Annotated in this window: 14 protein-coding genes; 10 read left to right on the top strand and 4 right to left on the bottom strand. The window is 68.6% G+C overall.

The window, feature by feature from the left end; translation table 11 throughout:
- Positions 1 to 22 precede the first annotated feature (22 nt).
- The 3 genes from QM841_RS24120 to QM841_RS24130 are packed head-to-tail and all read left to right on the top strand — an operon-like array spanning position 23 to position 2990.
- Entirely contained in the window at positions 23 to 1234 is a 1212-nt protein-coding gene (locus tag QM841_RS24120; protein WP_009480718.1) for an acyl-CoA dehydrogenase family protein, read from the top strand.
- A complete protein-coding gene (locus QM841_RS24125; RefSeq protein ID WP_105423309.1) occupies positions 1231 to 2256 on the top strand; it encodes a phosphotransferase family protein in 1026 nt (341 codons plus the stop codon). The genes QM841_RS24120 and QM841_RS24125 overlap by 4 nt, the downstream gene beginning before the upstream one ends.
- On the top strand, positions 2253 to 2990 hold the full coding sequence (locus QM841_RS24130) for an SDR family NAD(P)-dependent oxidoreductase (protein WP_283333896.1): 738 nt from the start codon (positions 2253 to 2255) through the stop codon (positions 2988 to 2990). Before QM841_RS24125 ends, QM841_RS24130 begins: the two co-directional genes overlap by 4 nt.
- On the opposite strand, the gene QM841_RS24135 is transcribed toward QM841_RS24130, so the two are convergent.
- Positions 2978 to 3538 (bottom strand): ribulose 1,5-bisphosphate carboxylase large subunit, encoded by a 561-nt coding sequence (locus tag QM841_RS24135; RefSeq protein ID WP_280780415.1) that lies wholly within the window; start codon positions 3536 to 3538, stop codon positions 2978 to 2980. The genes QM841_RS24130 and QM841_RS24135 overlap by 13 nt on opposite strands.
- A gap of 94 nt (positions 3539 to 3632) precedes the next feature.
- Between QM841_RS24135 and QM841_RS24140 the strand changes: the two genes are divergently transcribed.
- The 6 genes from QM841_RS24140 to QM841_RS24165 are packed head-to-tail and all read left to right on the top strand — an operon-like array spanning position 3633 to position 7443.
- Positions 3633 to 4139 (top strand): methylated-DNA--[protein]-cysteine S-methyltransferase, encoded by a 507-nt coding sequence (locus tag QM841_RS24140; RefSeq protein WP_283333899.1) that lies wholly within the window; start codon positions 3633 to 3635, stop codon positions 4137 to 4139.
- Positions 4136 to 4627 (top strand): RNA polymerase sigma factor, encoded by a 492-nt coding sequence (locus QM841_RS24145; protein WP_283333901.1) that lies wholly within the window; start codon positions 4136 to 4138, stop codon positions 4625 to 4627. Before QM841_RS24140 ends, QM841_RS24145 begins: the two co-directional genes overlap by 4 nt.
- A complete protein-coding gene (locus tag QM841_RS24150) occupies positions 4624 to 5226 on the top strand; it encodes a methylated-DNA--[protein]-cysteine S-methyltransferase (protein WP_283333903.1) in 603 nt (200 codons plus the stop codon). The genes QM841_RS24145 and QM841_RS24150 overlap by 4 nt, the downstream gene beginning before the upstream one ends.
- On the top strand, positions 5223 to 5933 hold the full coding sequence (locus QM841_RS24155) for a 2OG-Fe(II) oxygenase (RefSeq protein WP_283333905.1): 711 nt from the start codon (positions 5223 to 5225) through the stop codon (positions 5931 to 5933). The genes QM841_RS24150 and QM841_RS24155 overlap by 4 nt, the downstream gene beginning before the upstream one ends.
- A 5-nt stretch (positions 5934 to 5938) precedes the next feature.
- A complete protein-coding gene (locus QM841_RS24160; protein WP_283333907.1) occupies positions 5939 to 6595 on the top strand; it encodes an alpha-ketoglutarate-dependent dioxygenase AlkB family protein in 657 nt (218 codons plus the stop codon).
- On the top strand, positions 6592 to 7443 hold the full coding sequence (locus QM841_RS24165; RefSeq protein ID WP_283333908.1) for a DNA-3-methyladenine glycosylase family protein: 852 nt from the start codon (positions 6592 to 6594) through the stop codon (positions 7441 to 7443). Before QM841_RS24160 ends, QM841_RS24165 begins: the two co-directional genes overlap by 4 nt.
- Here the strand turns inward: QM841_RS24165 and QM841_RS24170 are convergent.
- Both QM841_RS24170 and QM841_RS24175 read right to left on the bottom strand, forming a co-directional pair.
- Positions 7440 to 9662 carry an MMPL family transporter gene (locus QM841_RS24170; RefSeq protein ID WP_283333910.1) on the bottom strand — a complete coding sequence of 741 codons (2223 nt, stop codon included), beginning with the start codon at positions 9660 to 9662 and terminating at the stop codon, positions 7440 to 7442. The genes QM841_RS24165 and QM841_RS24170 overlap by 4 nt on opposite strands.
- 83 nt (positions 9663 to 9745) lie before the next feature.
- On the bottom strand, positions 9746 to 11281 hold the full coding sequence (locus tag QM841_RS24175; RefSeq protein WP_283333946.1) for a bifunctional 3'-5' exonuclease/DNA polymerase: 1536 nt from the start codon (positions 11279 to 11281) through the stop codon (positions 9746 to 9748).
- Positions 11282 to 11403: 122 nt separating this feature from the next.
- On the opposite strand from QM841_RS24175, the gene QM841_RS24180 reads away from it, so the two are divergent.
- The gene (locus QM841_RS24180; protein WP_054245510.1) at positions 11404 to 11613 is read left to right on the top strand and encodes a hypothetical protein; all 210 of its coding nucleotides are present in this window, start codon (positions 11404 to 11406) and stop codon (positions 11611 to 11613) included.
- Between the two features lies 1 nt (position 11614).
- On the opposite strand, the gene QM841_RS24185 is transcribed toward QM841_RS24180, so the two are convergent.
- Entirely contained in the window at positions 11615 to 12958 is a 1344-nt protein-coding gene (locus QM841_RS24185) for a YhgE/Pip domain-containing protein (protein WP_280780407.1), read from the bottom strand.
- Between the last annotated feature and the right edge of the window lie 51 nt (positions 12959 to 13009).

The raw sequence follows: 13009 nt of genomic DNA on the forward strand, positions 1-13009 counted from the left end.
GTCGTACTGACTGGAGGTAGTTGTGGCGATCGATCTGTCCTACGCACCCGGGGTGACCGCGCTCGTCGAGAAGACCGAGGCGTTCATCCGCGAAGTCGTGCTGCCCATCGAGGACGAGCACGGCGGCGACATCACCGCTGCTGGTGGCGACACCCTGCGCGTGGAGCTGCAGAAGGCAGCCAAGGACGCCGGAGTCTTCGCCCCGCACGCACCTGTCGAGTACGGCGGGCACGGCCTGAACATGACCGATCGCGCGCCCGTCTTCGAGGCTGCGGGCTATTCGCTGTTCGGTCCGACGGCCCTGAACATCGGGGCACCCGACGAAGGCAACGTCCACATGCTCGCGCACATCGCCAGCCCCGAGCAGAAGGAGCGGTTCCTCGCCCCGCTGGCGCACGGCGACATGCGGTCGGCGTTCGCCATGACCGAGCCGTCACCCGGAGCCGGCTCGGACCCCTCGGCGCTGACCACGCGCGCCGAAAAGGTGCCGGGCGGGTGGAAGATCAACGGCCACAAGTACTTCATCACCGGCGCCGACGGCGCGGGATTCTTCATCATCTTCGCCCGCACGTCCGGCGTGCCCGGCGACCGCGGCGGCGCCACGATGTTCCTCACACCGGCCGACGCCGACGGGCTGAGGGTGGGCCGCCACATCGACACCCTCGACCGGGCGATGATCGGTGGGCACTGCGAGGTGTTCTTCGACGACCTGTTCGTCCCCGACAGCGGGGTTCTCGGCGAGGTGGACCAGGGATTCGCCTACGCCCAGGTCCGGCTCGGGCCCGCCCGGATGACACACGTCATGCGCTGGCTCGGAGCGGCGCGTCGCGGCCACGATGTCGCCGTGGCACACGTCGCGCAGCGTGACGGTTTCGGAGGCAAGCTGGGCGATCTGGGCATGGTCCAGAAGATGGTCGCAGACAACGAGATCGACATCGCCGCCAGCCGGGCACTGTTGACGCGGGCGTGCTGGGAACTCGATCAGGGCGGCCACGCGAGCAACTCCACGTCCATCGCCAAGACCTACGCGTCCGAGGCCATCTTCCGCATCGTCGACCGCTCCATCCAGATGTGCGGCGGTCTCGGCGTGTCCGGCGACCTGCCCCTCGCCCGGCTGTCCCGCGAGGTGCGACCGTTCCGCGTCTACGACGGACCGTCCGAGGTGCACCGCTGGGCCATCGCCAAGCGTGTCGTGGGTGCCGCGAAGAAGGCCGCGCGGGAGGCGGGCGCATGAGCGAACATCGGGGGCTCGATCTCGTTGCGCTGCGGAAGTTCCTGACCGCGTCGGACGTTCCTCTCGACGGCGAGTTGCGGGCCGACCTGATCGCCGGCGGCAAGTCCAACCTCACCTACGCCATCTTCGACGACTCCTCGCGGTGGGTGCTGCGAAGGCCGCCCACCGCGGGGCTCACACCCTCGGCGCACGACGTGGCCCGCGAGTTCCGCATCACCTCGGCCCTGCAGGGCACCGACGTCCCGGTGGCCGCCACCGTCGCACTGTGCGAGGACGACAGTGTGATGGGCGCGCCGTTCACCGTGGTCGAACACGTGACGGGTCAGGTGATCCGGACCAAGTCGGATCTCGAGGCGCTGTCCGGCGACGACATCGACTCGTGCACCGACGAACTGGTCCGTGTGCTCGGCGCGTTGCACAACGTCGACTACGACGCCGTCGGCCTGGGCGAGCTCGGCCGCCCGGACGGGTACGTGGCCCGGCAGGTCACATTGTGGGCGAGCCAGTGGGGGCGGGTGAAGACGACGGACTCCGCGGACGTCGACCGCCTGCATGCCGCGCTCGTCGAATCGATTCCGCAGCAGTCGGAGTCGTCGATCGTGCACGGCGACTACCGCATCGACAACACCATCCTCGCGTCCGGCGACGTGAGCACCGTCGCGGCGGTCGTCGACTGGGAACTGTCGACCCTCGGCGACCCGCTCACCGACGTCGCCCTGATGTGCGTCTACCGGCATCCGGCTCTCGACCTGGTGCTCGGCGAACCGGCGGCCTGGACGAGCCCGCGACTGCCGTCGGCCGACGACCTCGCGCAGCGCTACACCGTGGCGTCGGGGCGCGAACTGGTCCACTGGAACTTCTACCTGGCGCTCGCGAACTTCAAACTCGCCGTCATCGCCGAGGGCATCAACCACCGCTACCGGGTCGGCGCCACCGTCGGAGAAGGTTTCGACAAGGCGGGCGACGCGGTGCCCGAATTCATCGCGGCCGGCCTGCGCGCCCTGAAAGGACAGACCGTATGAGTCGCACCGCACTGATCACCGGCGCCTCACGTGGCATCGGACTCGGCATCGCCACCCGTCTCGCCGAACAGGGGTACGGGCTGACGATCACCGCCCGCGATCGCGATCGGCTCGAGTCCGTAGCCGCCGACCTGCGGACCGCGGGCGCGAAGGACGTCGTCGCGGTCGCCGGTGACCTCGCCGACGAGGAATCCGCGGGACGCGTCGTCGAGGCGCACACCGACGCGTTCGGGTCGCTGAACGCGCTGGTACTCAATGCCGGGGTCGGAACCGCGGGCCCCATCGGCGAGTTCCCCATGCGCCGATTCGACAAGAGCCTCGGAGTCAACCTGCGGGCGCCGTTCAGCCTGCTGCAGCAGTCGCTGCCGCTGCTCCGGACCGGTGCGGCGGAGAACCCGGGACGCGGGTCCAAGGTCGTGGCCCTGGCATCGATCACCGGCGTGTACGCCGAGGCGGGGCTCGCCGTCTACGGCGCGACCAAGGCCGCGCTGATCTCCCTGACCGAGACGCTGAACGTCGAGGAGTCGGGCAACGGCGTCTCCGCGACCGCGCTCGCCCCCGCGTACGTCGACACCGACATGTCCGCGTGGATCCACGACACGATCCCGCCCGAAGCGATGATCGAGGTCAACGACATCGTCGAACTCGTCGACGCCCTGCTGCGGCTGTCGTCGCGTGCGGTGGTCCCGAAGATCGTCGTGGGACGCGCCGGAACGGACGGCTACCGCGCGTAGTCCTCGTCCTCCTGGGCCTCGCCGCGCTTGCGGAAGAACTTGAACCCGGGGACGCCCTGGATCGCCTGGCGCACGCCCTGGACCTCCTCGAGGAGTTGGTGGATCTCCGGCGACACGGTGTCCAGGGTCGCCAGGATCGGCATCAGCCCCTCCATGCGCAGGGTCAGCTCGGGCAGGTGGTCCACCAACCCGATCGCGGCGTGAATCTCCTCCTCGGTGAGGTCGTCGACGAACCGCTGCGCCAGTGGGGCGGCCTTCGTCGCGAGCGGCTCGTACAGACTGATCAGCGTCTGTGCCGACGCGGATGTGTGCCCTGCCGTGGCGACGACGGTTGCCGCCGATTCCGCAACCGCGTTCGCCCTCGCCACCGCGATCTCGGCGCCGTCGCTGATCGCCTCGATGCGGGAAATCAGCTCCTCGACCTGGTCCAGGAGGGTGCCGATCCGGCCGGGAAGGGAGACGACGAGTTCAGCGGTATCCGCCGACCACCGGACGATCCCGGTGACGGTACGCACCAGGTCGCGGGTGCCGAGTTGTACGAGAGCCATCGGCCCATCCTGCCTGATGCCTTTCGCACCTCACGTTTCGGTCGTGGCAGACGTCTACCTTTCAGAGGCCCGTACACCTGGAAGGATTGGCACCGTGAATGCCGACCGAGCAGCACACACAGTCATCGATTCACCGATCGGCCCCCTGACGCTGGTGAGCGTCGACGGGGTGCTGAGCGGCATCTACATGGTCGAACACCGGCACCAGCCCGATTCCGCGACGTTCGGGGAACGCGACACCGCAGGTTTCGACGAGGCCATCACCCAGCTCACCGAATACTTCGACGGCAGGCGCACCGAGTTCACCGTCCCGCTCGCCGCGCGAGGCACCCCGTTCCAGCAACGAGTGTGGGACGCCCTGCGCACGATCCCGTACGGCGAGACGTGGACGTACGGTCAGCTGGCCGACTCCCTCGGCACCCCGACCGCGATTCGCGCGGTGGCGGCGGCGAACGGCAGAAATCCGATCAGCATCATCGTTCCGTGCCACCGCGTCATCGGGAGCAACGGCAGCCTGACGGGGTACGCGGGCGGGCTCGACCGCAAACGGTTCCTGCTCGAACGCGAAGCGGAACGGGCGGGACTCCGGCTGAGCCGATGACCCTGAAACCGTTCGAAGACGTCGTGGCCGAGCACGGCCCGACGGTGCTGCGGGTCTGCAGGGCCGTGGTCGGCCCGGTGGACGCCGAGGACGCCTGGTCGGAGACGTTCATCGCCGCGATGCGGGCGTACCCCGACCTGCGTCCCGGGAGCAACATCGAGGCGTGGCTGGTGACCATCGCGCACCGGAAAGCGCTCGACCACATACGTGCGCGTGACCGGCGGCCCGTCCCCACCGACGAGCTTCCCGAGCAGACCACCGACCGCGGACTTCCCGGCGGTCACGACCCCGAGTTGTGGAACGCGGTCGGCGCCCTGCCGATGAAGCAACGGGCTGCGGTGGCGTATCACTACCTGGCCGGGCTGCCGTACACCGAGATCGCGGTGATCCTTGGCAACTCCCCGGACGCGTCGCGACGGGCCGCCGCCGACGGGATTGCGGCGCTACGCAAGACCCTCTCGATCTCTGTGAGTGGAGACATCACATGAACATCCCCGACATCGTCTATGCCCTGTCCGCGTCGGACTCCGCGGTCGAGCAGAAACTGCGTGAGCGGCTCGCCGCCCTCGCCGCCGAGGCAGGTCTCCTCGACGTCGCGTACCGGACCCTCGACACCCCCGTCGGTTCGCTTCTGCTCGCCGCCACCGATCGCGGGCTGGTGCGGGTCGCCTTCCCCAATCAGGATCACGACGCCGTACTACAGACCCTCGCCGAGCAGATCAGTCCCCGGATCCTGCGCGCACCCGCCCGGCTCGACAGGGTGGCCCACGAGATCGACGAATACTTCCTCGGTGAGCGCACAAGCTTCGACATCCCGCTGGATTTCAGGCTGTCCAAGGGATTTCGGCTCGAGGTTCTCCATCATCTTCCCGAAATCGACTACGGGCACACCGCGAGCTACGCCGCGGTCGCGGCGGCCGCGGGCAGTCCGAAAGCAGTGCGCGCGGTCGGAACCGCCTGCGCCCTCAACCCGCTCCCGGTCGTGGTTCCCTGCCACCGGGTGGTCCGCAGCGACGGCAGCATGGGCCAGTACGCGGGCGGGCCGGAAGCCAAGTCGATCCTGCTGACTTTGGAGGCAGCGGCATGACTACCTTGACGCAACGCGTGAACGATCTGGATTGGCACGGTCTTCACGCCGAGACCGACGCCGCCGGATGCGCGCAATCGGAGCAGATCCTGACTGCCGAGGAGTGCGCGCAGATCGCGGACATGTACGAGGAGGTCGAGCGTTTCCGGTCCACCGTCGACATGGCCCGGCACCGCTTCGGCTCGGGACAGTACCGGTACTTCGACTACCCGCTACCGGAGGTCGTGGCCGAACTCCGTGCCGCCTTCTACCCGAAACTGCTTCCCGTGGCACGGGACTGGGCGGTCAAGCTGAGGAATCCCTCGCCGTGGCCGGACACCCTCGACGAATGGCTGGACATGTGCCACGACGCCGGTCAGAAACGGGCGACACCGATCCTGCTCAGCTATCGCGCGAACGACTGGAACGCCCTGCACCGTGACCTCTACGGTGACCTCGTGTTCCCGTTGCAGGTGGTGATCGGCCTCGACCGTCCGGGAGTGGACCACGAGGGCGGGGAGTTCATGCTCGTCGAGCAGCGGCCCCGCGCCCAGTCCCGGGGCACGGTGACGACGCTGCGGCAGGGGCACGCGCTGATCTTCACCACCAGGGACAGGCCCGTGCGCTCGACCCGCGGTTGGTCGACCGGGCCGGTACGGCACGGTGTCAGCACCGTTCGGCGCGGCACCCGCCGGACCCTCGGCCTGGTCCTGCACGACGCCGAGTGACCGTGATGTCCGCCTTGATACCCCGCCCCCGAACCGAGGTGGCGCCCGGCGCCGTCCACGTCCCCGACTGGCTCACGCCGGCCGAGCAACGCCACCTGGTGGCCGAATGCCGGCGCTGGGCCACCGGACCGGTCCCGATGCGGGCCGCGCAACTGCCGACGGGGCACCGCATGTCGGTGCAGACGGTGTGCCTCGGCTGGCACTGGAAGCCGTATTCCTACTCGCGCACAGCCGAGGACGCGGGCGGTGGCCGCGTGGCGCCGGTGCCCGACTGGCTGGTCGAACTCGGCCGGCGAGCGGTGTGCGAGGCCTACCGGCAGCCCGCCGACGGGTACACACCCGATGCCGCGCTGATCAACTTCTACGACGACACCGCGAAGATGGGCATGCACCAGGACAAGGAGGAGCGGTCCGATGCGGCCGTCGTGTCGTTGAGCATCGGCGACACGTGCACATTCCGCTTCGGCAACACCACCACCCGCACCAAGCCGTACACCGATGTCGAGTTGCTGTCGGGCGACCTCTTCGTCTTCGGTGGCGAGTCCCGGTTCGCGTATCACGGAGTACCGAAAGTGTTTCCCGGCACGAGCGATCCGGACTGCGGACTGACAACGGGCCGACTGAACATCACGCTGCGGGTGACGGGACTCGAGGACACATGAGAGTGCAACTGCCGTACCGGGGTCCGTTCACCCATGCGCCGTTGTGGGGCGCGCTCCGCGCCCACACCGTGTCCGGGCTCGAGCGACACGACCCCGACGGAACCCACACCCGGGTGGTGAACGGTCCGCAGGGGCCCGCGCTCGTGTCCGTCGTCGTCCGTCCCGCCGACGGGGACGTCGAGGCGCACCTGACACCGGCGGATCCCGGAGACATCGAAGCGCTGACCGCCGCGGTCCGGCGCTGGCTCGACCTCGACGCCGATCCGGGGCCGATCGACGCCGCGTTGAGCCGGCACCCGCTCCTGGCTCCGCTGGTGGCGCTGCGTCCGGGTCTGCGGCGCCTGGGGAGCGTGGACGGGTTCGAGACGGCGGTTCTGACCATTCTCGGACAACAGGTTTCGCTGGCGGCGGCCCGGACGTTCGGCAGCCGGCTCGTGCACGCGTACGGCCGGCCGGTCCACGACGGATTCTTCGCGTTCCCCGAACCGGAGACGCTGGCGGCGCTCTCACCCGAACAGTTGCGCTCGACCCTCGGCCTCACCGGCGCCCGGGCCAGGACGGTGCTCGCGCTGGCCCAGGCCGCGTCCGGCGGTCTGCGTCTCGGCGCGGACACCGACCCGGCCGAATTCCGGGCCGGTCTGCTCGCACTGCCCGGCATCGGTCCGTGGACAGCGGACTATCTGACGGTGCGGGTGCTGGCCGACCCGGACGCGTTCACACCCGACGACCTCGTCCTCAAACGCGCGCTGGGGGTCAGGACCGGCAGGCAGGCAGCGGAACTCGCCGAGTCGTGGCGACCGTGGCGGGCCTACGCGCTGTTCCACCTGTGGACGGAGGAAGCCTATTAGTCCTTGGCCTTTGCCAGCGCCGACGGCCACCAGATCTTCTTGCCGATGTCGTGGGAGAGCGCCGGGACGAGGATGCTGCGCACGATGATCGTGTCGAGCAGCACGCCGAACGCGACGGCGAAGCCGACCTCGGCGAGGAACACCAGGGGCAGCACACCCAGCACCGCGAACGTCGCGGCGAGCACGACACCGGCCGACGTGATGACGCCACCGGTCACCGCCAGCCCCCGCAGCACACCGGATTTGGTGCCGTGTTCCTCGGTTTCCTCGCGGACCCGGGTCATCAGGAAGATGTTGTAATCGATGCCGAGCGCCACGAGGAACACGAACGCGAACAGGGGAAACGCCGGATCTGCGTTCGCGAAATGGAAGACGTGGGTGAAGAAGAGTCCGCACACCCCGAGGGTGGCTGCGAACGACAGGACCACGGTGGCGATGAGGATGATGGGCGTGAGCAGGGCGCGGAGCAGGAGGGCCAGCACAACGAAGATGACGACGAGAACGATCGGGATGATCAGGTTCCGGTCGTGCACCGACGCCGTCTGCACGTCGAGCGTCGTTGCCGTGCTGCCGCCGACGAGAGCATCGGCACCGGGTACGGCGTGCGCCGCGTCGCGCAGTCGCTTCACCGTCTCGAGGGCTTCCGGGGAATCGTACGAGTCGGCGAGCGTCACGTTGACGACCATGCGCCCGTCGATCGGTGCGGCCGTGAGGAAGTCGGGTGCGCACCCCTGCCCGGCGGCCGAGGCCACCGCGGCCGGGTTGGACTTGACGAGTGCAGACAGCTTCTCGACATCGACCTGCGGGCACACCGCGCCGGGATCCGTCGACACCCCGTCCACACCGCTCACGGCCGCGATGACCGCCTCCGTCTGATCGGCATTGGTGACGATGACGGCGGGCGCGCCGGCGCCCGGATCGAACTTGGAGTCGTACAACTCCTGACCGACGACGGCGTCGGGCCGGTTGGTGAAGTTCTCCGACGACGACAGTCCGTCCGTCTTCAGACTGCCGATGCCGACCAGGAACAGCACGGCCAGCAGCACCGTCGTACCGATCCAGAGGGGACGGTCCTTGCTCCCGACCTGGGCGGCGATCCTGCCCCACAGACCGTGCGTGGTGAGGTCTGCGGCCTCGTCCACCCTCGGTTTCCGCGGCCAGAACACCCACCGCCCCGCCGCGGACAGCGCGACGGGCAGGAACGTCATCATCACGAGGTACGTGCACGCGATGCCGATCGCGGCGACCGGCCCGAGACTCTTGTTGGAGTTCAGTTCGGAGAACATCAGGCACAGCAGACCGAGGATGACGGTGACCGCCGACGCCGTGATGGCGGGGGCGGATTCCTTCCACGCCTTGATCATGGCGTCGAACCGGCTGGGATAGAAGTGCAGTTCTTCCCGATATCGGGAGATCAGGAGGAGCGCATAGTCGGTGCCCGCACCGATCACGAGGACGAACAGGATGCCCTGACTCTGTCCGGTGAGGGTGAGCACCTCCGCCTTGGCGAGGAAGTAGATGACCATCGACGCCAGGCCGAGCGCGAGGAGCGCCGAGAAGAGCGGGAAGAACCACAGCACCGGGGAGCGGTAGACCACCAGCAGGATCAGGACGACCACGAGCAGCGCGGCGCCCAGCAGTGCACCGTCGAGTCCGGCGAACGCGTCGATGAACGCCACCAGCAGGCCACCGGGACCGGCAGGAAGCACCTCGAGCCCGGCGGCCGCGTTCTTCGCGGCGGTGAGGACGTTCTCCTCGGTGGCGGCGAGCACATCGCCGGCGACCGCCGTGCCGTCCTCCTTCGCGACGAGGGGAACGAAGATCGATGCCGTGGTGCCGTCCTGGGAGAACTGTGTCTGGGCCATGCCTTCGGCGTCGACTCCGTCGACTGCCGCGATGGCGTCACGCGCCTGGGCGATCGCGGCCTTGTCCTGCTCGGTGAGCGGGGAGTCGCTGTGGAACAGCACGAATCCGGGGATGGTTTCGACGGTGAGGAACTTGGACGATTCGTTGGTGACGATCGTCGATTCGGCGGAACTCGACAGGTAGGCGGCGTTGTCGTTCTTCTGGACCTCGGTGAGCTTTCCCTGGAAGGAACCCCCGAATCCACCCGCGAAGAACGCGATGATGGCGATGGCCACGATGGTGAACGCAGGCCAGCGGTATCTGCGCGGCGTCTCGCCGCTGGTGCTCGAGTCCGTCGAATCCAACTTCGTCATGGGTTCTCCTTCGCCGCCCCCGCCAGCAGTGCGTCCCAGTACACCATGTCGAGCGCACCCGCGACACCGGAAATCCGCGCGGGTCAGGCCTCGTCGGAGGTTTCGGCGTAGCAGTCCCGCACCGCCACATCCATCGGGAACCGCACCCGCGTCTCGCCGAACAGCAACCGGGTGGCTACCTCGACTGCGCCCAGAACGTGCCGCGTCGCCGAGTCGGGGTCCCGGGTATGCACCATCACCTCGTCGTGCTGGAAGAAGACGAGTTCGCTGTCCGGGTCGTCGGCCAGCCGGCGCCGCAGGTCCGCGAGCACGCACAGTGCCCACTCGGCTGCCGTGGCCTGTACCACGAAGTTTCGGGTGAACCGGCCGCGTGACCGGGCGTCGCCGTGCGACCAGAAATCGGGCGACGGGGGTGGGCACGCCCGGCCGAGCCACGAGTGCACGACCTCGCCGCGTTCACCGGCACGGGCCGCCCTTTCCACATATTCGACGGCGACGGGAAAGCGGGTGCGCAGCAGGGTGAGCAGCGAACGGGCCTCGCCCGCGGTGGCGCCGTACAGAACACCGAGGATCGCGACCTTGGCCTTGCCGCGGTCGCCGTCGAACGTCTCCGCCGCGACCGGTGCATACAGGTCGTCGGCGCCCGCCGCGGCGACCATGCGGGCGTCACCCGACATGGCGGCCAGGATGCGGGGTTCGAGTTGGCCGGCGTCGGCGATGACGAACGTATGACCCGGGTCGGCGATCACGCTCGACCGCAGCGGTTTCGGAATCTGCAGTGCGCCGCCGCCCCGGCTCGCCCAGCGGCCGGACACCACGCCGCCGGGAACGTAGACGGGCCGGAACCGGTCGTCGTGGACCCAACTGTCCAGCCACTGCCAGCCGTTCGTGCTGAACAGCTTGGACAGATCGCGGTGGCGCAGCAGCAGCGGCACGGCGGGATGATCGACCTCGCGGAGCAGGTGTTTGCGGGTCGACGCGAGTTCGATGCCCTCACGGCGAAACGCGTCGACCACCTCGACGTGGGACGCCGGGTTGATGCGACGGCCGAACGCCGACCCGATCTCCACGGTCACGTCCTGGATGCGCTGAGGCAGGTCGTACCCGGCAGGCCGCGGCCCGAGCGCCGCCTCGAGGAAGGCGCGATGGGTACGGGTGGAGAACGGCAGGCCGTCGACACTCATCTCCGCGGCGGCCAGCGCGCCCGCGGACTCGGCCGCCACCAGCAGGTCGAGCCGTGCATCGTCACCGATCGTCTTCCGCTGTTCCGCGAAGTCCGCCACCACTTGCGCCGGATCCGTGGTGGGTGCGGTCTCGAACAGTCCGGGGCGTTCGTCGACGGGTTCGTCCGGCGGCGGCGCGGGAACACCGTCGCGCATGCTGAGGATGGCGTGGGTGAGCGCGAGGTCCTGGCAGCGCTGCACCCGCACCCCCGCCTTCAGCAGCGCCGGATAGACGGCCGCGGTACTCGTCCAGACCCAGCGGGGGTGTTCGGTCGCCTCGATGTCGCGGACCGCGGCCACGGCGTCGGAGTGTCGACGTGGGGACTCGACCGGAACGCCCGTGGGATCGGTGCGAACGGTCGTCGCGCCACCGTCGGCATCGGGAACCAGGACCATTCTCACGGGCCCAGTCTGCTCTGCGTCACCGACAGTCGATAATCCGCCGCCGGGCGAGGGCAAATCCGCAGGTCGGCACTACACTGAACGCAGACGCTTCTCGCCGGAAGGAGGGGCATCCGATGGCAACCATCGAAGAGTTCGAGCAGACGGTGACCGACAAGGTGATCGCCGGACTGCACGACAAGTTCGCCGACTACGAGCGCCGCGGAGTCGGACTCGCCGAACTCGGCGACCCCGATCGGTTCGTCGAACGGATCCTGGCGGCAGTGCCCGCCCCGCATCCCTGGTACGAACAGTTCGGCGCGGCCTGGTCGTCCGCGCCCGCGTGACTCACGCCCCGGCTGCGTCCACCGGTTCGGGTTCGGTCTGCGCCTTGTGGCGGCGATGCAAGCCCTTGCGGTCGTAGAACCGGGTGATGACGGCACCGAAGACGAGGCCGATGAGGAGGCCGGCCAGGGTCATCCACACGGCGTGGATGAGCCCCGCGTCGCCCGCCGCGCCGAAGAACATGATGGCGCGCACCCCGATGTAGATCTGGTGCATCGGTTCGAACTCACCGAGCCAGGTGTACAGGCGCGGCGCCGCCTCGAGCGGGATCGTGCCGCCCGACGAAGGCAGCGCCAGGACGACGAACACCAGCAGGTTGATGAGCAGGCCCAGGTTGCCGAACGCAGCCATCACGGACATCGCCGTGATCCCGACCGCGGCGATCGCGAAGGCGCCGTACTCCCACAGGGCGAGCGGGTCGGTGATCGGCAGGCCGAGGGCGGAGCTGATCCACAGGTACAGACCCGACACGATCATCGCCAGCACAACCATCACCGCCCACTTGATGAGCAGGGTGTTGAACCGTGAGATCGGGACCGCCTCGTTGTGGAGGTACAGCGGCCCGACCTCGGTCGGGGTGAATCCGAGCATGCCGTCGATGAGGGTGCTCGCGATGGTCGCACCGGTGAAACCGGCCAGGACGATGAGGAGCGCGTAGTAGAACGCCGCCAAGCCGAAACCGGTGCCGTCGGGCAGCGGGTTGTGGGCCACGACCCGCACGTCGATGGGGTCGTCGAGGACGAGCCGGCTGGCCCCCGACAGTTGGAGGTCGGGGGCTGTCGCCTGGAGTTGCTGCGTCACCTGGGTGGTGAGCTGCTCGCCCATCGTCTGATTGGCCTTGTCCAACGCCATCTCCCCGATGTTCTGGACGAGGTTCGCGCTGATCGTGCCCGCGCGGGGGTTCGTGTAGATCGTGATCACCGGACGTTCGACGTCTCCGGGAATCACGCCGGCCTGGGCGAGGATGAAGGTGCGCTTCGTGAAGTCGCTCGGTATGACGATCGCACCGTAGATTTCCCCGTTGTCCAGTGCGGACTGGGCCTGCGCGATCCCGATCTGCCGAAGTTCGACCTTGTTCGGATCGACACCCTCGACGAGCCCGGCGGTGATCTGGTCGCCGAAATTCTGCTGCTGCGGCGGGTTGGAATTGGGCGTGGTGTCGCCCTCGTCCTGATTGACGAGCGCGATGGGGAAGTGGTTGAGGTGTGTGGTGGGGTTGAGCATCCCACCCATGTACAGCGCGGCCAGCAGGGACATGACGACGGAGACGAGGAGCAGGGGAGCGATCCAGAACCGTGGTGTCCGGAGCACGCTCATCCTGCCTGCACCGCTGGTTTCGTGAGCCATGTCCCCTCGCATCCTCCCGTGTCCGGGCCGACCCTGGGATCGACCAGCCGG

This window comes from Rhodococcus sp. IEGM 1307 (assembly GCF_030056915.1).
Taxonomy (GTDB): Bacteria; Actinomycetota; Actinomycetes; order Mycobacteriales; family Mycobacteriaceae; genus Rhodococcus_F; species Rhodococcus_F opacus_D.